The organism is Rehaibacterium terrae, assembly GCF_014202935.1.
GTDB classification, from domain to species: domain Bacteria; phylum Pseudomonadota; class Gammaproteobacteria; order Xanthomonadales; family Xanthomonadaceae; genus Rehaibacterium; species Rehaibacterium terrae.
This window is the reverse complement of the sequence record NZ_JACHHX010000019.1, coordinates 13,032-29,784: the sequence shown is the minus strand read 5'-3', so window position 1 is coordinate 29,784 and position 16,753 is coordinate 13,032. Positions and strand designations below refer to the sequence as shown.

The following is a 16,753-nucleotide window of genomic DNA, read 5'->3' as shown; positions in this document are numbered from 1 at the left end:
GATCCCAGTCAACTGCGGGCATGCCGCCCGCTGTGCTCCCCATGTCCGGACCCCGGTCCCGTGCAGGACTGGCGCTGGAGTTGATCCATATCAATGGCGCGGCGGAAGTCGCTGACTAGACTGCCGCCACGTGAGCGTACCGCCGGAGCCACCGACCCCATGAGCCACTTCCTCGACCGTCTTACCTTCTTCAAGCGTGCCGACGAGACGTTCGCCGGCGGCCACGGCGTCACCCGCAGCGACGATCGCAGTTGGGAGGACGGCTACCGTGCCCGCTGGCAGTACGACAAGATCGTGCGCTCCACCCACGGCGTGAACTGCACCGGTTCGTGCAGCTGGAAGGTCTACGTCAAGAACGGCCTGGTCACCTGGGAAACCCAGCAGACCGACTACCCGCGCACCCGCCCGGACCTGCCCAACCACGAGCCGCGCGGCTGTCCGCGCGGTGCCAGCTATTCGTGGTACCTGTACAGCGCCAACCGGGTGAAGTACCCGCTGATGCGCGGCGCGCTGCTGCGGCTGTGGCGGCAGGCGCGCAAGAGCATGTCGCCGGTCGATGCCTGGGCCAGCATCGTCGAGGATGCGGAGAAAGCCAGGAGCTACAAGTCCAGGCGCGGCCTGGGCGGCTTCGTCCGCGTGCGCTGGGAGGAGGCCAACGAGCTGATTGCCGCGGCCAACCTCTACACGGTGAAGAAGTACGGCCCCGACCGGGTGATCGGCTTCTCGCCGATCCCGGCGATGTCGATGGTCAGCTACGCCGCCGGCGCGCGCTACCTGTCACTGCTGGGCGGCGCCTGCCTGTCGTTCTACGACTGGTACTGCGACCTGCCGCCGTCCAGCCCGCAGGTCTGGGGTGAGCAGACCGACGTTCCCGAATCGGCCGACTGGTACAACTCCAAGTACATCATCGCCTGGGGTTCCAACGTCCCGCAGACGCGCACGCCGGACGCGCACTTCTTCGTCGAGGCGCGCTACAACGGCACCAAGACGGTGGCGATCACCCCGGACTATTCCGAGGTCGCCAAGCTCACCGACGAGTGGCTGCATCCCAAGCAGGGCACCGACGCGGCGCTGGCCTTCGCCTTCGGCCATGTGATCCTGCGCGAGTTCCACCTCGACAACCCCTCGCCGTACTTCCAGGACTACTGCCGTCAGTATTCGGACATGCCGATGCTGGTGCGGCTGGACCGGCGCGACGACGGCCGGCTGGTGGCGGGGCGCTACCTGCGCGCAGCCGATCTGGACGGCGCGCTGGGCGAGGGCAACAACCCGGAGTGGAAGACGCTCGGCCTGGACGAGATCAGCGGCGAGCTGGTGGTGCCGACCGGCTCGATCGGATTCCGCTGGGGCGAGCAGGGCAAGTGGAACATCGAGCAGCGTGACAGCCGTGGCCGCGACACCCGCCTGCGGCTGAGCCTCAATGGCGTGCATGACGAGGTGGTCGAGGTCGGCTTTCCTTACTTCGGCGGCATCGAGCACGAGAAGTGGACCGCCAGCAAGTTCGAGGACGTGCTGAACAAGCGCGTGCCGGTCCGCCGCCTGCGCCTGGCCGACGGCAGCGAAGCGCTGGTTGCCACCGTCTACGATCTGTTGCTGGCGCAGTACGGCGTCGATGCCGGTTTCGGCGGCAAGTACGTCACCCGTGACTACGACGCCGATGTGCCCGGCACGCCGGCCTGGCAGGAGAAGATCACCGGCGTGCCGCGTGCGCAGGTGATCCGGATCGCCCGCGAGTTCGCCCGCAACGCCGACAAGACCCGCGGCCGCAGCATGATCATCGTCGGCGCGGCGATGAACCACTGGTTCCACAACGACATGAACTATCGCGGGCTGATCAACATGCTCGTGATGTGCGGTTGCGTCGGCCAGTCCGGCGGCGGCTGGGCGCACTACGTCGGCCAGGAGAAGCTGCGCCCGCAGTCGGGCTGGCTGCCGCTGGCCTTTGCCCTGGACTGGAGCCGGCCGCCGCGGCAGATGAACGGCACCAGCTTCTGGTACTTCAATTCCGACCAGTGGCGCTACGAGAAACTGGAGGTCGGCGAAATCCTCTCGCCGCTGGCCGATCCGAAGAAGTACACGGGCCATCTGGTCGACTTCAACCTGCGCGCGGTGCGCATGGGCTGGCTGCCGAGCGCGCCACAGCTGAACCGCAACCCGCTCGGCCTGGTGCGCGAGGCGGAAAGCCAGGGCGCCGATCCGGTGCAGTACGCGGTTTCGCAGTTCAAGTCCGGTGCGCTCGACTTCGCCTTCGCCGACCCGGATGCGCCGGAGAACTTCCCGCGCAATCTGTTCATCTGGCGCTCGAACCTGCTCGGCTCCTCGGGCAAGGGCCACGAGTACATGCTCAAGCACCTGCTCGGCACCCGCCACGGCCTGCAGGGCAAGGACCTGGGTGAGCGCGGCAAGACGCCGCCGGAAGAGGTCAAATGGCGTGACGAGGCGCCGGAAGGCAAGCTCGACCTGCTGGTCACGCTCGACTTCCGCATGTGCACCACCGCGCTGTACTCCGACGTGGTGCTGCCGACCGCGACCTGGTACGAGAAGAACGACCTCAACACCTCCGACATGCACCCGTTCATCCACCCGCTGTCAAAGGCGGTGGATCCGGCGTGGGAGGCGCGCAGCGACTGGGACATCTTCAAGGGCATCGCCCGCACCGTCAGCGAACTGGCACCCGGCGTGCTTGGCGTCGAGAAGGACCTGGTGCTGGTGCCGATCCTGCACGACACCCCGGGCGAGCTGGCCATGCCCGAGGTGAAGGACTGGAAGAAGGGCGAGTGCGAGCCGATCCCCGGCAAGACCATGCCGGGCATGGTCGTGGTCGAGCGCGACTACCCGAACCTGTACAAGAAATTCACCTCCCTGGGCCCCCTGCTCGACAAGCTCGGCAACTGGGGCAAGGGGCTGACCTGGGATACCCGGGAAGAGGTCGAGTTCCTCGGCAAACTGAACTACACCGTGACCGAGGAAGGCATCAGCCAGGGTCGCCCGAGGATCGAGTCGGCGATCGACGCCGCCGAGGTGATCCTGCACCTTGCGCCGGAGACCAATGGCCATGTCGCGGTGAAGGCCTGGGCTGCACTCGAGAAGGCCACGGGTCGGCGTCATACCCACCTTGCGGAGGGCAAGGAACATGAGGCCATCCGCTTCCGCGACGTGCAGGCGCAGCCGCGCAAGATCATCAGCTCGCCGGTGTGGTCGGGTCTGGAGGACGAGCACGTCAGCTACAACGCCGGCTACACCAACGTCCACGAGCTGATCCCGTGGCGCACGCTCACCGGGCGTCAGCAGTTCTACCAGGATCACGAGTGGATGCTGGCCTTCGGCGAGGGCTTCATGCAGTACCGGCCGCCGGTGAACACCAAGACCATCGCGCCGATCCTCGGCAAGAAGCCGAATGGCAACAGGGAGATCGTCCTGAACTGGATCACCCCGCACCAGAAGTGGGGCATCCACAGCACCTACAGCGACAACCTGATCATGCAGACGCTCTCGCGCGGCGGTCCGATCGTGTGGCTGAGCGAGGACGACGCCAGGGCGGCTGGCATCGAGGACAACGACTGGATCGAGCTCTACAACGTCAATGGCGCCATCGCGGCACGCGCGGTGGTGAGCCAGCGCGTGATGCCCGGCATGGCGATGATGTACCACGCACAGGAAAAGATCATCAACACGCCCGGCAGCGAGGTCACCGGCACCCGCGGCGGCATCCACAACTCGGTGACGCGCGCGGTGGTCAAGCCGACCCACATGATCGGTGGCTACGCGCAGCTCAGCTACGGTTTCAACTACTACGGCACGACCGGCACGAACCGCGACGAGTTCGTGATCGTGCGCAAGATGAACAAGATCGACTGGCTGGACGGCGAACCGGTGCCGGCCAACGAGGAGGCTGCCTGATGAAAGTCCGCGCGCAAATCGCGATGGTCCTCAACCTGGACAAGTGCATCGGGTGCCATACCTGCTCGATCACCTGCAAGAACGTCTGGACCTCGCGCGAGGGCGTCGAGTACGCCTGGTTCAACAACGTCGAGACCAAGCCCGGCATCGGTTATCCCAAGGAGTGGGAGAACCAGGACAAGTGGAACGGCGGCTGGGTACGTGACGCCTCCGGCAGGCTGCAGCTCAAGGCCGGCGGGCGCTTCCGCATGCTGGCCAAGATCTTCGCCAATCCCGACCTGCCGCAGATCGACGACTACTACGAGCCGTTCGACTTCGACTACCAGCACCTGCACGAGGCGCCCGAGGGACAGCACCAGCCGACTGCACGGCCGCGTTCGCTGGTGTCCGGCGAGCGCATGCAGAAGATCCACTGGGGTCCGAACTGGGAGGAGATCCTCGGTACCGAGTTCGCCAAGCGCAGCAAGGACAAGAACTTCGACCAGGTGCAGCGCGAGATCTACGGCACCTTCGAGCGCACCTTCATGATGTACCTGCCGCGCCTGTGCGAGCACTGCCTCAACCCGGCGTGCGTGGCCTCGTGCCCGAGCGGCGCGATCTACAAGCGCGAGGAGGACGGCATCGTCCTGATCGACCAGGACAAGTGCCGCGGCTGGCGCATGTGCGTCTCCGGCTGCCCGTACAAGAAGATCTACTACAACTGGAAGACCGGCAAATCCGAGAAGTGCATCTTCTGCTACCCGCGCATCGAGATGGGCGAGCCGACGGTGTGCTCGGAGACCTGCGTGGGCCGCATCCGCTACCTCGGTGTGATGCTCTACGACGCCGACCGCATCGCCGATGCGGCGGCGGTGGCGAACGAGAAGGACCTGTACCCGGCGCACCTGGACATCTTCCTCGACCCGAACGACCCGGTGGTGATCGCGGCCGCCCGCGCCGAGGGCATCCCCGACAGTTGGCTGGAGGCGGCCAAGGCCTCGCCGGTGTACAAGCTGGCGATCGACTGGAAGCTGGCGCTGCCGCTGCATCCGGAATACCGCACGTTGCCGATGGTGTGGTACGTGCCGCCGCTGTCGCCGATCCAGTCGGCCGCCGATGCCGGCCGGATCGGCATGAACGGCGAGATCCCGGACGTGGCCTCGCTGCGCATCCCGGTGCGCTACCTCGCCAACCTGCTCACCGCGGGCGACGAGGCGCCGGTGATCCGCGCGCTCGAGCGCATGCTCGCCATGCGCGCCTGGCGCCGCGCCATGCACGTGGACGGCGTCGAGGACACCGAGGTGCTGCGCCAGGTCGGCTTGAGCGTGGCGCAGGCCGAGGAGATGTACCGCTACCTGGCCATCGCCAACTACGAGGACCGCTTCGTGGTGCCCAGTGCGCATCGCGAGTACGCCGGCGATGCCTTCGGCGAGCGTGGCGGCTGTGGCTTCTCGTTCGGCAACGGCTGCAGCGGCTCGACGCCGGAGGTGCTGTTCGGCGGCAAGAAACAGACCGTCTACCAGGTGCCGCCGAACCGCCAGGCAGCCGAGCGGGAGATCGCATGAACGCGCTCAAGCTGATCTCGGTGCTGCTCGACTACCCGCGCGACGAGCTGTGGCAGCACGGCGACGCGCTGATGGCGGCCTGCGGCGACGCGGGCCTGCCGGCGGCGCGGACCACGCAGTTGCTGGAGTTCATCGCCGACCTGCTCGCCCGCGATCCGATCGAGGCCCAGGAGCGCTGGCTGTCGCTGTTCGACCGCGGCCGTTCGATGAGCCTGCTGCTGTTCGAGCACATCCATGGCGAATCGCGCGACCGCGGCCAGGCGATGGTCGACCTGATGGAGACCTACCGCGCCAACGGTTTCGAGATCGCCGTGCGCGAGCTGCCCGACTACCTGCCGCTGCTGCTGGAGTACCTGTCGACGCGGCCCGATGAGGAGGCGCGCGAGTGGCTTTCGCACGTCGCCCACATCCTCGAGCTGCTGGCCGCACGCGCGGCCGGGCGCGACGGCGCCTACGCGCCGTTGTTCGAGATGCTGGTCGAGTACTCCGGGCGGCCGGTCGAACTCGGGCCGATGCGCCAGCGCGTCGCCCGCGAAGTCCGCGACGACACGCCGGCGGCGATCGACGCGGTCTGGGAGGAGGAGGCCGTGCGCTTCACTGCCGAGGCCCCCGACAGGGATTGCGAACCCGCGCCGCGGCGACTGCCCGGCGCGGCGATGACCGTTTCCAGGTGAACACCATGCACTACCTCGACCAGTTCTTCTTCCAGCTCTATCCCTACATCGCCCTGGCGGTGTTCCTCATCGGCAGCTGGGTCCGTTTCGACCGCGATGCCTACACCTGGCGCACCGGCTCGAGCCAGCTGCTGTCCGACCGCTGGCTGTTCTGGGGCAGCAACCTGTTCCACATCGGCGTGATCGCCATCCTGCTCGGCCATTTCGTCGGCCTGTTGACGCCGGAGTGGGCCTACAAGCCGTTCATCAGCTCCGGCACCAAGCAGTTGCTGGCGATGGCGGTGGGCGGCTTCTTCGGCGCGCTGTGCCTGATCGGGCTGTCGATGCTGATCATTCGCCGGCTGACCCAGCCGCGTGTGCGGGTCAACACCGCCGGACGCGACTGGCTGGTGCTGTGGCTGCTGCTCGCACAGCTGCTGCTCGGCCTGTTCAGCATCGTCGTCTCGGCCGACCACCTGGACGGCGCGGTGATGGTGCAGCTCGGCCACTGGGCGCAGCACATCGTGACCTTCCGCTGGGGCGCCGCCGATTTCGTCGCCGACGTGCACTGGGTCTACAAAGCCCACATCGCCCTCGGCATGACCTTGTTCCTGATCTTCCCGTTCACCCGCCTGGTGCACATCTGGAGCGTGCCGCTGGGTTACCTGCGCCGGCCCTGGCAGGTGGTGCGCCGCCGTGGCGCCACGCTGCGCTACGCGGGCAAGTGACATGAGCCGCACGATGCCGAGCCGCACGATCCCGATCGTGATGGATGCGGGCGCGCTGTCGGAGGCGGCGAAGAGCCGCACCGACGCGCACGACCATGCCGGCGATCCGGGTCAGCCATTGCCGGGGCCGGCACCGGTCAACCTGTGGGTCGGCGATACCGCGATCAGCGAGGCCGAGATTGCCCGCGAAATGCAGTATCACCCGGCCCGTACCCCGCAGCAGGCCCGTGCCGAAGCCGCACGCGCGCTGGTGGTGCGCGAGCTGCTGCGGCGGGAGATCGCCCGTGCCGGGTTGGCGGGCCGGGTCGAGCCGGTCGCTGGGGAGACCCGCGAGGAGGCCGAGATCCGTGCCCTGCTCGACGCCGAAGTGGCGCCGCGCACGCCCGACGAGGCGGCCTGCCGGCGTTGGTACGCGAGCAACCGCGAGCGCATGCACGCGCCGGACCGGCTGCGGCTGAGCCACATCCTGCTGGCCGCCGCGCCGGACGACGTCGATGCGCGCCTGGCCGCGCGCGAGCTGGGTGAGCGGCTGATCGCGGAGCTCGGCGAGCACCCAGAGCGTTTCGCCGAGTACGCGATGCGCTTTTCGGCCTGCCCGTCGAAGGACGCCGGCGGCGACCTGGGCTGGATCACGCGCGGCCAGACCACGCCCGAGTTCGAGCGGCAGGTGTTCATGCTGCGCGAGGGCCTGGCCGGACTGACCGTGGAGTCGCGCTACGGCCATCACGTGGTCCGCTTCGAGGCCATCGAGCGCGGCCGGCCGCTGACCTTCGAGGAGGCGCACCCGCGCATCGCGCAGTACCTGGAGCTGCAGCTCCGGCAGAACGCGCTGCACGAGTACCTGATGCATCTTCGCGCCGACCACGAGGTGCGCGGCCTCGACGAGATCGAGGCGCAGGCGGCGTAGCAATCCAAGGCCCCTCTCCCAGAGGGAGTGGGCGGACAAGAGCGAACCCCCTCTCCCCGTTCGCTGGAGAGGGGCGGCGCCTGCTCGCCCTTCCCGGCGGCAGAAGCGGGCAGCCAGGGACTCTTGCTGCCGCCAATGCCGTCATGCACGGTCTGGCGAGACAGCGTCCGAAGCCGTGCCTGGCAAGCAAGGTAACCCGGGCGCCGGCAGGCGCACGCAACGCTCGGGCCGGAAGGGTCGGCCAGATTGCGCGAAACCAGCTCACAGGCCTGCCAAACGCCAACGCAGGTGCCGGCAGGATCGCGACGGGCTCCAGCGCACCCATGCAAGCCCAAGCGAACCTCTGATCGATTCAGAGGTTCCGCCGGCCAGGGGTGGCTGGCCCGCGAATCAAGCACGCGAATGCCTGATTCATCGAAGCCGCGTCCGGACACGCGCCGGATGCGGCGTGGGCTGGCAAGTCCAGGATGGACTTGTTCAGGCCTTCCCATGCGACGGGTTGATCCAGGTCAGGGCGCGCTTGCCGGCAACCGGGTGTGATAGCGCGAGTGCCTTCACCTTCACCGCTGACCACCACCGCGCCCCATGGACGAGATCAAGCTCGACCTGCGCCATCTGCCGGCGCCCGAGCCGCTGATCCGCATCCTCGAAGCGCTCGAAGCGCTCGCCCCGGGACAGAGTCTGCGCGCGATCACGCCGTGTCGTCAGCCGCTGCCGCTGCTGGAGATCCTCGATGCGCGCGCCTGCGTGTACGACCTGCTCGACGCCGAAGGCGGCGGCGGGCAGATCCGCATCCGGCACCGCGATGACGGCGCTGGCGATTGAACGCGCGCCGCCGCCGACGCGGCCGCTGCGCTTCCTGCTGACCGCGCCGCTGTGGGGTGCGCTGGCGGGTGGCCTGCTGCTCGCGCATGGCGAGGCCGCGCTGCTCAGTCGCTGGTCGCCGGTCACGGTCGCGCTGGTGCATGCGTTCACGCTCGGCGTGCTCGGCAACGCCATGCTCGGCAGCTTGCTGCAGTTTCTGCCGGTGGTGGCGGGCGTCCGCATCGCCGGGGCGCGCTTCGCGCCCGCGCTGCACGCGCTGTACAACCTCGGCGTGGCGGCGCTGGTGGCCGGACTGGCCAGTGGCCAGCGGGTGATCCTGTTGCCCGCCGCGGCGCTGCTGGCCGCCACTCTGGGCGGCTTCGCGCTGGCGGCGCTGGCCGGTTTCCGCGCCCGGGCGGAGTTGCGGCTGGTGCGCGCCGGCATCGTGGCGGCGCTGTTGTTCCTGCTGGCGACCGTGACGATCGGGGTCGCGCTGGCCGGAACGCTGGCCGGGCAGTGGGCGGTCGCGCTGGCACGCTGGACCGACATCCATGCCGCCTTCGGCGTGCTCGGCTGGGTATTGCTGCTCACCGCCAGCGTCGGCAGCGTGACCATGCCGATGCTGCAAGGCACGGCGCCGGTGCCGCGCGCCGCCTTCGCGGCCTGGCTGCTGGTGATGGTGCTGGCGTTGATCGCCGGTGCCGCGCTGCGCGCGCTCGAGCTCGGCGGCCCGGCGGCACCGCTGGTGGCGATGGCGCCGGTGTTGCCGTTCGCGCTGGCCGCGCTCGGTCTGCAGGCGCGGGCGCCGTACCGGCGCAACCCGACGCTGCTGCGTTTCTGGAGCACCGGTCTGTGCGCCCTGGCCGCGGCAGCCCTGCTGCTGGTCGCCGCGCCGGTGTTGCCGGGGCCGCGGCTGGCGATGCTGATCGGCGCGCTGGTCGTCGCCATCGCGCTGCCCTGGCTGGTGCTGGGCATGCTGCTGGAGATCGTCGCCTTCCTCGGCTGGATCAGGCTGCACCGCGAATGCGGCCGCGGCATGCGCCTGCCCGGCGTGCACGCGCTGCTGCCCGAGCGCGACAAGGCGCGCGTGCTCGTGCTGCACGGGCTGGCCGGATCGCTGCTGCTGGCGGCGGTGCTGTGGCCGCGGCCGTGGCTGGCGGCGCTGACCGGGCTGGCCCTGACGCTGGCCTACGCGGCGACCTGGCTCGTCCTGCTCGGCGTGCGCCGACGCGCCGATCGCTTCCTCGTTGTCGTCCGGAGTGCGCGATGAAACCGAAACTCCCGCTCGTCTATGCCTGTTCGGGTTGTTCCAGCGCCGCGCAGATGGCCAACCAGCTGGCGCTGTGGCTGGATCGCGCCGGTGAGGCCGAGATGTCCTGCATCGCCGGCGTCGGCGGCGGCGTGGCCGGGCTGGTGCGCACGGCGCGCGCGGGCCGGCCGATCCTGGCCCTGGACGGCTGCGTGCTGCATTGCGTGGCGGCCTGCCTGGCGCGTGCGGGCGTCGTCGCCGACCGCCACCTCACGCTTTCCGACTTCGGCGTGAAGAAGCGCAGGCACGCCGACTTCGATGCCGCCGAGGCTCGCGCGGTGTATGAGCGCGCGGCGCTGCCGTCGGCGCGGGCTTTGCGCGCAGGCGCGCGCGCCGGTGCCGAGCCTGCCGATGCGCCCTGAGCACGTCGCGCTCGCCCGGGTACGGGCGCTGATCGACCGTGCCGACGATGCGCTGCTGCTGCTCTTCGCCGCCCGGCGCGGGTTGGTGCGCGCTGCCGCCCGGCTCAAGCGCGAGGCCGGTCTGCCGGCGCGCGACCCCGCGCGCGAGGCACACGTGCATGCGCGCGCGCAGGCGCTCGGCGCGCGGCTGGCACTGTCGCCCGACAGCGTGCGCGGGCTGGTCGAGCTGCTGATCGCCGACGGCTGCCGCCTGCAGGGCCTGGGAAGTGATCTGGATCAAGGCGCGTCCATGCCGGTCTCGCGCACCATCCTCGCTTCGAGGGCCCCTCCGCCAGCATTCGACTTCGTGCCACTGCCGTCTCCCCACGCCCGCCTCCCGTCCACCGTCCTGCCGCGGTGGCTGCCGCCGCCCGCGCGGCTGGCACCCGCGCTGCAGCTGTTCCCCTACCGGCTGCAGTGCCGACTGCTGGAAGCGGTGATGCAGCGTGTGCTGGCCGGTCCGCTGGCGGAGGGTGCCCTCGACTTTCTTCGCGGGCGTCGGCTCGGCATCGAAGTATCCGACTTGCAGCTGCGCTGGGTGGTGAGTCTGCACGACGGCCGCCTGCACACTTGCGCACGCGGCGAGGAGGCCGAGGCCACCGTGCGCGGTTCGGCCACCGACCTGCTGCTGCTCGCCAGCCGGCTGGAGGACGCCGACACGCTGTTCTTCCAGCGCCGGCTGGTGCTGACCGGCGACACCGAACTGGGCCTGACCACGCGCAACACGCTCGACCGGCTGCCGTGGGAACGCGTGCCGCTGGGACTGCGCATCGCGCTCAACCGGCTCGCCCGCTTCGCCCGCGCCGCGCGCGCGGCGCACCGCGGCGAAGCGCCGCCGGCGTGATGCCCGCGCGGCCGGGGAACGACGGCATGACGGCCATGCCATGCACATCGCCGCGCACATCGCCGCGCACGCGCCCCCGTCTGCGCGGATGGGGCTGGATGACGACCGGTGCCGGGTTGCCGACGCGCCGCTGCGCGGGCTTTCGCGCGGCGACCCGCGCCATTCCGGGCACCCCGGCTGGCCGGCGGGTGAACCGGCCTGCCGGATCCCGTGCGCGGCCGGCGACGCGGCACCCGCCACCGCCGTAGGATAGGCGCCCCCGCGCGGCCCGCCGCGTCCGCCCGCCTGCCGTGATCCACACCACGCCGCCTGCATGAACCGCCCTCCCTGCCCGTCATCCTCTGTCCACCGTGGCCGCGGTGGCGCGTCATGAGCCTGTCCGGCGCACCATTGGTGGTGGTCGGCGCCGGTGTGGCCGGTCTGTCGGTGGCGCTGGCGGCGGCGCCGCGGCGGGTGCTGCTGCTCAGCCGCGGCCATGGCGGCCTGGACGGCTCGAGCGCGCTGGCGCAGGGCGGCATCGCCGCCGCGCTGGGGCCGGACGATTCACCGGCCCTGCACGCCGCCGACACCCTCGCGGCGGGTGCCCACCACAACGCGCGCGAAGCGGTACACCTGCTTACCGCGCAGGCGCCGGCGGCGATCGCCTGGCTGGCGCGGCAGGGCGTGCCGTTCGACCGCGAGCACGGCGGCTGGGCGCTGGGCCGCGAGGGCGGCCACGGGCATGCGCGCATCCTGCATGCCGGCGGCGACGCCAGCGGCCGTGCGCTGGTGCTCGCGCTGGCGGCGGCGGTGCGCCGTGCCGGTCATGTCGAATGGCGCGAGGGCGTGGAGGTCGAGGCGCTGCTGCTGCGTGACGGCCACGTTGCCGGCGTGCGTGTCCGCGCGGACGATGGCACGGACGCGCTGGTCGAAGCCTCGGCGGTCGTGCTCGCCAGCGGCGGGCTGGGCGCGCTGTTCGCCGCCACCACCAACCCGGCCACGGTCGATGGCGCCGGGCTGGCGCTGGCGCTGGCGGCCGGCGCGCGGGCACGCGACATCGAGTTCGTGCAGTTCCATCCCACGGCACTGGCGGCGGACGAGACGGCCTGCCGGCTGCCGCTGGTCACCGAGGCCCTGCGTGGCGCCGGCGCGGTGCTGCGCGACCGTGACGGTCGCCCGCTGATGCGCGGCGTGCATCCGCAGGGCGACCTGGCGCCGCGCGACATCGTCTCGCGGCGTGTCTGGCAGGCGCGGCATACCGGCGCGGGCGCCTTCCTGCACGCGCAGCATCTGGGTGATGGTTTCGCGGCGCAGTTTCCGACGGTGTTCGCCGCCTGCATGGCACACGGCATCGATCCGCGTCGCGAGCCGATTCCGGTGACACCGGCGGCGCATTTCCACATGGGCGGCGTCGCGGTGGACCTCGACGGCCGCAGCAGCCTGCCCGGCCTGTACGCGGTGGGCGAGGTGGCCTGCTCGGGTGTGCACGGCGCCAACCGGCTGGCCAGCAATTCGCTGCTGGAGGGTGTGGTGTTCGGTCGTCGCGTCGGTGCCCGGCTGGGGGCGGCGCTGCCGTCGGCGCCGGCGCGTGGCCCTTGGCGCGAGGTCGCACGCGCACCGGCTGCCGCGCCGGCCGCGCTGGCGCGGCTGCGCCGGCTGTTCTGGGAAAGCGCCGGACCGCTGCGCGACGGCGCCGGGCTGCGTGCCGCGTTGGCGCAGTTGCGGGACGACGAAGAGCTGCGCGCGAGCTGGCAGGGCGCGCTCGCCGGCGAGCTGCTGACCGCCGCGTTGGCGCGTACCGCCAGCCTCGGCGCGCACTTCCGCTGCGATGCCGACGACATGCGCGCGGCGACGGCCTGACACGCGCCTCCCAGTCCCGCAAGGCATCCGATCGCGGCCATGGCCGCTCCCGGAGAGCGCCGGCCGCGCTTGCAGGGCAAGGACGGGAACAGCCAAGGCAGGCACGGAGGGCACGGAGGGCACGGAGGGCACGGAGAAAAACGGAGAACGTCGGGAGAAAGTCGATTCCTCTCCGCTGTCTCCGCTCTTCTCCGCTCACTCCGTGCGTGCTGTTGCTTTTCTGCGGCATCCCGCCGGCGTCTGCGCGCTACGCGCCGGCCATGCCCGGCTCGCCGCGCCAGTAGCCGTTGTCCGCGCCCAGCCGTGGCGGCGGGGTCGGGCTGTCGAGGGCGAGGCGGAAGCGTTCGACCACCTCGGCCATGCCCTCGGCCTGCGGGTACAGTCGCAGCAGATCGATGCCGGTGGCGCGCAGCTCCGGCAGTTCGGGGCCGAGGTCGCAGATGGCGTGGCCCTGCACCTGGATGCCGTTGATGGTGAGGAAGGGCCGGCCCTCGCGGGTGGCCAGCGGCAGACCGTCGGGGTAGTCGATGCAGCGGAAGCCGCAGTCGTCCTTGCCGATGTCATGGGCGCGGGCGGTGAAGCAGCGCGCCGAGTACGCCAACGGCAGCCGGCCCCAGGCGATGATTTCCAGTTCGGGCAGGGTCTCGCCCTCGCTCAATACGGCCTCGTGCAGGTCGGCGATCAGCGCGTGGCCCTGCTCGACGCCGAGCACCAGCCGGCACAGGCCGTCCTCGCGCAGCAGGCGCAGGGCGTGGTGGTTGTAGACATTGAGCGTCGGCCCACCGACGAAGGCGACGCCCTGTTCACGGCACAGCTGCACCGCCGACATGTCGTTGGCCTCGACCAGGAAACGGCCGTTGCCGACCAGCCGGCGCAAGGCGCCGAGTTCGGATTCGGCTTCCAGCAGCGACAGCGTGGACAACACGATCCGCTTGCCGCTTGCCGCCAGCTCCTCGGCCAGCGCCAGCCACTCGCGGGTGCGCAGTTCGCGGCGCTTGCTGCAGACGGTTTCGCCCAGGTAGATCGTGTCGACCGGCCAGGTCGCGGCCTCGCGGTAGAAGGCGAGTACGCGCTGGCGCGGCCAGAAGTACTGCAGGGGGCCCAGGGTGAGTTTCATCTTGCGTGGCTCGTGACGGTGGGGCGGTGGGCTCACCTCTCCCACGGGAGGGGCTCAATGCCAGGCACGGTGGTAGGGGCCGAGCGTGGTCTGGTGGCCTTCTGCGTGTGCGGCGAGGGCCTGCTGCCACTGTGGCTGCACGGTCCATGCCTCGGGCGCGGCGGCGTGGCGGTCGAGCGCTTCACGCCAGACTCTGGCCACCGTGCCGATGTAGGCGGCGCCGCGCTGGCGGCCCTCGATCTTCAGCGCCGCCACGCCGGCCTGCGCCAGGCGCGGGATCAGCTCCAGCGTATTGAGGCTGGTCGGCTCCTCCAGCGCGTGGAAGACTTCGCCGCCGACCGCGAAGCGACCCTTGCAGACGGTCGGATAGCCGGCCGGCTCGCCTTCGGCGAAGCGGTCGATCAGCACGCCGTTCAGGCGCACGCTGCGCTCGCCGCCGGGCAACTCGTCCCAGCGCACGAAGCGCGCCGGTGAGCACACGCCGTGGCGGTTGGGCGAGGCGCCGGTGACGTAGCTGGAGAGCTGGCAGCGGCCCTCGACCATGATGCACAGGCTGCCGAAGGCGAACACTTCCAGCGGCACCGGCGCGGCGGCGCACAGACGCTCGACCTGCTGCACCGACAGCACCCGCGGCAGCACCGCGCGGGCGATGCCGAAGCGCTCGTGGTACCAGCGCAGCGCCGCCTGGGTGGTGGCCGAGCCCTGCACCGACAGATGCCGCGGCAGCAGCGGGTGGCGACGCGCGGCATAGTCGAGCACGCCGATCTCGGCGGCGATGATGGCGTCGGCGCCGAGGCCGGCGGCGCGATCCACCGCCGCCGCCCAGTCGCCGAAGCGGGCGCTGTCCGGATAGGTGTTGAGCGCGATGTAGACCTTGCGCCCGCGCGCGTGGGCGTACTCGATCCCGGCGCGCAGTTCGTCCTCGCTGAAATTCAGCCCGGGAAAGGCGCGGGCATTGGTCTGATCACGGAAGCCGACATAGACGGCATCGGCGCCGCCGTCCACGGCGGCCTGGAGGGCGGGCAGGTTGCCGGCGGGACAGACCAGTTGCATGAGTCATGGGGTGCGCAGACAGGTGCGCCATATCCTGCCCGCCGGTGCAGCGCCTGACCTTGACCGGGATCAGCCCGGTCGCGGATCGGGCAGGTCTGCGATGGCTGAACGGGGCCGTGAATCCTTACAATCGTCCGCATGTCGGCCGTCAGCCAGGCTGGCGGAAGGGACGCCACAAACCGGGGGCCGGGCATGCGCGTGATGATCGTCGATCCCGACCGCTGGCTGGCCCAGCTGTTGCGTCAGCTGGCCGAAAGCCTGCGCGAGGATGTGAAGGTGGAGGTCTTTGCCAGCGGGGAAGCGGCTGAGCGGGCCTGGCGCCGGCAGCCGCCGCAACTGCTGATTTGCGGCTGGCAGCTGGCCGACATGGACGGTCTGTCGCTGATTGCAAGGCTGCGTCAGTCTGGGGCCCCGGTCCCGGTGCTCCTGCTGGGCGAGCGCGGCGATCGCGCCAGTGTGCTTGCCGCGCGCCGGCTTGCCGTGGATGCCTTCGTGGTGAAACCGTTCCGGGTGCCGAGGCTGGTCGAGGTGCTGCGCCAGCTGCTGGGGTCGGCAGCCCACGAGCCGCCGGCTGCCGCCGGGCCGCAGGATCCGGCCGCCGCTGGCGGTTTCCTCGGCTACCTGGCCGGACTCGGCGACGCTGCCCTGGATCTGCCGTTGCTGCGCGACCTGCGCGCCGGCCTGGATGACCTGGACCGTGAGCCGCCACCGGGCGTGCCGGAACTGGTGCAGCGCTGGGGTCATGATCCGGCACTGGTCGCCCGCCTGATCGCGGTTTCCAACAACAGTTGGTACAACCCCAATGGCGTAGTCTGCACGACGCTGGCGGAGGCGATCATCCGGCTGGGCTGGCTCAACTGCATCAACATTGCCGCCAGCATGACCCTGCGTCGTGCCAGCGAACTGCAGGATCCGCTGCTGGCGGCGCGTGCGGCTGCCGAGCTGGAACGGTGCGAGCGCGTCGGCGAGCACGCCGAGCGTCTGGCCCGGCAATGTGGCGCCGACCCTTCGCCTTGCCACACCGCCGCCCTGCTGCACCGGCTGGGTGAGCTGTGCGTGCTGTTCCATGCCCAGGCCTGGAAGAACCGCGAGGGTGAGTGCGACGAGAGCCTGCTCGATCGCGCGCTGGCGCAGTACGCCCGGCCTTTCGCCGAACGCCTGAAGTCGCACTGGGGGCTGCCGATGGCGCTGCGGGAGCTGATCGCGGCCATCTACGGTTTCGGCGACATGAGCATCGGCAAGCGCGAGAAGTACGTCATGCGTCTGGCCGGCGGGCTGGTCCACGGAGGCATGAGTGAGGAGGAGGAGGCGCGGCTGCGCCGGCTGGCCGGCCTGCCGCCAGCGGCGCGGCGGGTGGCGGAGGCCGCGGTCGTGGCGCCCCTGGCCGGTTCCGCCAGCCCCGAGCCGCAGGATGCCGGCCCGGCCGCCACCACCGCTGCGCAGGCTGAGGACGGGCTTGCGCCCGGATCCGGCCAGGCCGTGGAGCAGGCCGTGGAGCAAGCCACCGCCGCCGATTCTCCTGAGCGGGAGGGGGAGTGAACCCTCCGTCGAAGCCACCCCTGTCTGGCCCGTGATCCCTGGCCGCCCGGCCATGCCCGGGCGGTGCGCCGTGGATGGTCCGGCGCGGGGATTGCACATACTGCAGGCGGTCCAT

At 70.6% G+C, this 16,753-nt stretch carries 13 protein-coding genes; 11 read left to right on the top strand and 2 right to left on the bottom strand.

The window, feature by feature from the left end; genetic code table 11:
- Positions 1 to 159 precede the first annotated feature (159 nt).
- From HNQ58_RS11570 to nadB, 10 genes are all read left to right on the top strand, one after another.
- Positions 160 to 3,900 (top strand): nitrate reductase subunit alpha, encoded by a 3,741-nt coding sequence (locus tag HNQ58_RS11570; RefSeq protein ID WP_183949084.1) that lies wholly within the window; start codon positions 160 to 162, stop codon positions 3,898 to 3,900.
- The gene (gene narH, locus HNQ58_RS11565; RefSeq protein WP_183949083.1) at positions 3,900 to 5,444 is read left to right on the top strand and encodes a nitrate reductase subunit beta; all 1,545 of its coding nucleotides are present in this window, start codon (positions 3,900 to 3,902) and stop codon (positions 5,442 to 5,444) included. Before HNQ58_RS11570 ends, narH begins: the two co-directional genes overlap by 1 nt.
- Positions 5,441 to 6,118 carry a nitrate reductase molybdenum cofactor assembly chaperone gene (gene narJ, locus HNQ58_RS11560; protein ID WP_183949082.1) on the top strand — a complete coding sequence of 226 codons (678 nt, stop codon included), beginning with the start codon at positions 5,441 to 5,443 and terminating at the stop codon, positions 6,116 to 6,118. The genes narH and narJ overlap by 4 nt, the downstream gene beginning before the upstream one ends.
- Positions 6,119 to 6,123: 5 nt before the next feature.
- Complete coding sequence (gene narI, locus HNQ58_RS11555; protein ID WP_183949081.1) at positions 6,124 to 6,825, top strand: respiratory nitrate reductase subunit gamma; 702 nt, start codon at positions 6,124 to 6,126, stop codon at positions 6,823 to 6,825.
- Position 6,826: 1 nt separating this feature from the next.
- Positions 6,827 to 7,732: a peptidylprolyl isomerase gene (locus HNQ58_RS11550; protein ID WP_221301280.1), complete on the top strand. Its 906-nt coding sequence runs from the start codon at positions 6,827 to 6,829 to the stop codon at positions 7,730 to 7,732.
- A gap of 585 nt (positions 7,733 to 8,317) precedes the next feature.
- Positions 8,318 to 8,557, top strand: coding sequence for a DUF2249 domain-containing protein (locus tag HNQ58_RS11545; protein WP_183949080.1), 240 nt, complete (start codon positions 8,318 to 8,320; stop codon positions 8,555 to 8,557).
- Complete coding sequence (locus HNQ58_RS11540) at positions 8,538 to 9,806, top strand: hypothetical protein (protein ID WP_183949079.1); 1,269 nt, start codon at positions 8,538 to 8,540, stop codon at positions 9,804 to 9,806. The genes HNQ58_RS11545 and HNQ58_RS11540 overlap by 20 nt, the downstream gene beginning before the upstream one ends.
- Complete coding sequence (locus tag HNQ58_RS11535) at positions 9,803 to 10,207, top strand: putative zinc-binding protein (RefSeq protein WP_183949078.1); 405 nt, start codon at positions 9,803 to 9,805, stop codon at positions 10,205 to 10,207. Before HNQ58_RS11540 ends, HNQ58_RS11535 begins: the two co-directional genes overlap by 4 nt.
- Positions 10,197 to 11,090: a ubiquinone anaerobic biosynthesis accessory factor UbiT gene (gene ubiT / locus HNQ58_RS11530; RefSeq protein WP_183949077.1), complete on the top strand. Its 894-nt coding sequence runs from the start codon at positions 10,197 to 10,199 to the stop codon at positions 11,088 to 11,090. The genes HNQ58_RS11535 and ubiT overlap by 11 nt, the downstream gene beginning before the upstream one ends.
- A 369-nt stretch (positions 11,091 to 11,459) precedes the next feature.
- A complete protein-coding gene (gene nadB, locus HNQ58_RS11525; protein ID WP_183949076.1) occupies positions 11,460 to 12,929 on the top strand; it encodes an L-aspartate oxidase in 1,470 nt (489 codons plus the stop codon).
- A gap of 247 nt (positions 12,930 to 13,176) precedes the next feature.
- On the opposite strand, the gene HNQ58_RS11520 is transcribed toward nadB, so the two are convergent.
- Both HNQ58_RS11520 and ubiU read right to left on the bottom strand, forming a co-directional pair.
- Positions 13,177 to 14,046 carry a U32 family peptidase gene (locus HNQ58_RS11520; protein WP_183949075.1) on the bottom strand — a complete coding sequence of 290 codons (870 nt, stop codon included), beginning with the start codon at positions 14,044 to 14,046 and terminating at the stop codon, positions 13,177 to 13,179.
- 54 nt (positions 14,047 to 14,100) lie between these two features.
- A complete protein-coding gene (ubiU, locus tag HNQ58_RS11515; RefSeq protein WP_183949074.1) occupies positions 14,101 to 15,099 on the bottom strand; it encodes a ubiquinone anaerobic biosynthesis protein UbiU in 999 nt (332 codons plus the stop codon).
- 192 nt (positions 15,100 to 15,291) lie between these two features.
- On the opposite strand from ubiU, the gene HNQ58_RS11510 reads away from it, so the two are divergent.
- Positions 15,292 to 16,638: an HDOD domain-containing protein gene (locus HNQ58_RS11510; protein WP_183949073.1), complete on the top strand. Its 1,347-nt coding sequence runs from the start codon at positions 15,292 to 15,294 to the stop codon at positions 16,636 to 16,638.
- Positions 16,639 to 16,753: the final 115 nt, after the last annotated feature.

What these genes read in the sequence shown, in the direction of transcription:
- ubiU (WP_183949074.1), bottom strand. Translation starts at nt 15,099, where the DNA reads ATGCAACTGGTCTGTCCCGCCGGCAACCTGCCCGCCCTCCAGGCCGCC.
- HNQ58_RS11570 (WP_183949084.1), top strand. Translation starts at nt 160, where the DNA reads ATGAGCCACTTCCTCGACCGTCTTACCTTCTTCAAGCGTGCCGACGAG.
- HNQ58_RS11520 (WP_183949075.1), bottom strand. Translation starts at nt 14,046, where the DNA reads ATGAAACTCACCCTGGGCCCCCTGCAGTACTTCTGGCCGCGCCAGCGC.
- HNQ58_RS11540 (WP_183949079.1), top strand. Translation starts at nt 8,538, where the DNA reads ATGACGGCGCTGGCGATTGAACGCGCGCCGCCGCCGACGCGGCCGCTG.
- HNQ58_RS11550 (WP_221301280.1), top strand. Translation starts at nt 6,827, where the DNA reads ATGAGCCGCACGATGCCGAGCCGCACGATCCCGATCGTGATGGATGCG.
- HNQ58_RS11545 (WP_183949080.1), top strand. Translation starts at nt 8,318, where the DNA reads ATGGACGAGATCAAGCTCGACCTGCGCCATCTGCCGGCGCCCGAGCCG.
- HNQ58_RS11535 (WP_183949078.1), top strand. Translation starts at nt 9,803, where the DNA reads ATGAAACCGAAACTCCCGCTCGTCTATGCCTGTTCGGGTTGTTCCAGC.
- narH (WP_183949083.1), top strand. Translation starts at nt 3,900, where the DNA reads ATGAAAGTCCGCGCGCAAATCGCGATGGTCCTCAACCTGGACAAGTGC.
- narI (WP_183949081.1), top strand. Translation starts at nt 6,124, where the DNA reads ATGCACTACCTCGACCAGTTCTTCTTCCAGCTCTATCCCTACATCGCC.
- nadB (WP_183949076.1), top strand. Translation starts at nt 11,460, where the DNA reads ATGAGCCTGTCCGGCGCACCATTGGTGGTGGTCGGCGCCGGTGTGGCC.
- narJ (WP_183949082.1), top strand. Translation starts at nt 5,441, where the DNA reads ATGAACGCGCTCAAGCTGATCTCGGTGCTGCTCGACTACCCGCGCGAC.
- HNQ58_RS11510 (WP_183949073.1), top strand. Translation starts at nt 15,292, where the DNA reads ATGCGCGTGATGATCGTCGATCCCGACCGCTGGCTGGCCCAGCTGTTG.
- ubiT (WP_183949077.1), top strand. Translation starts at nt 10,197, where the DNA reads ATGCGCCCTGAGCACGTCGCGCTCGCCCGGGTACGGGCGCTGATCGAC.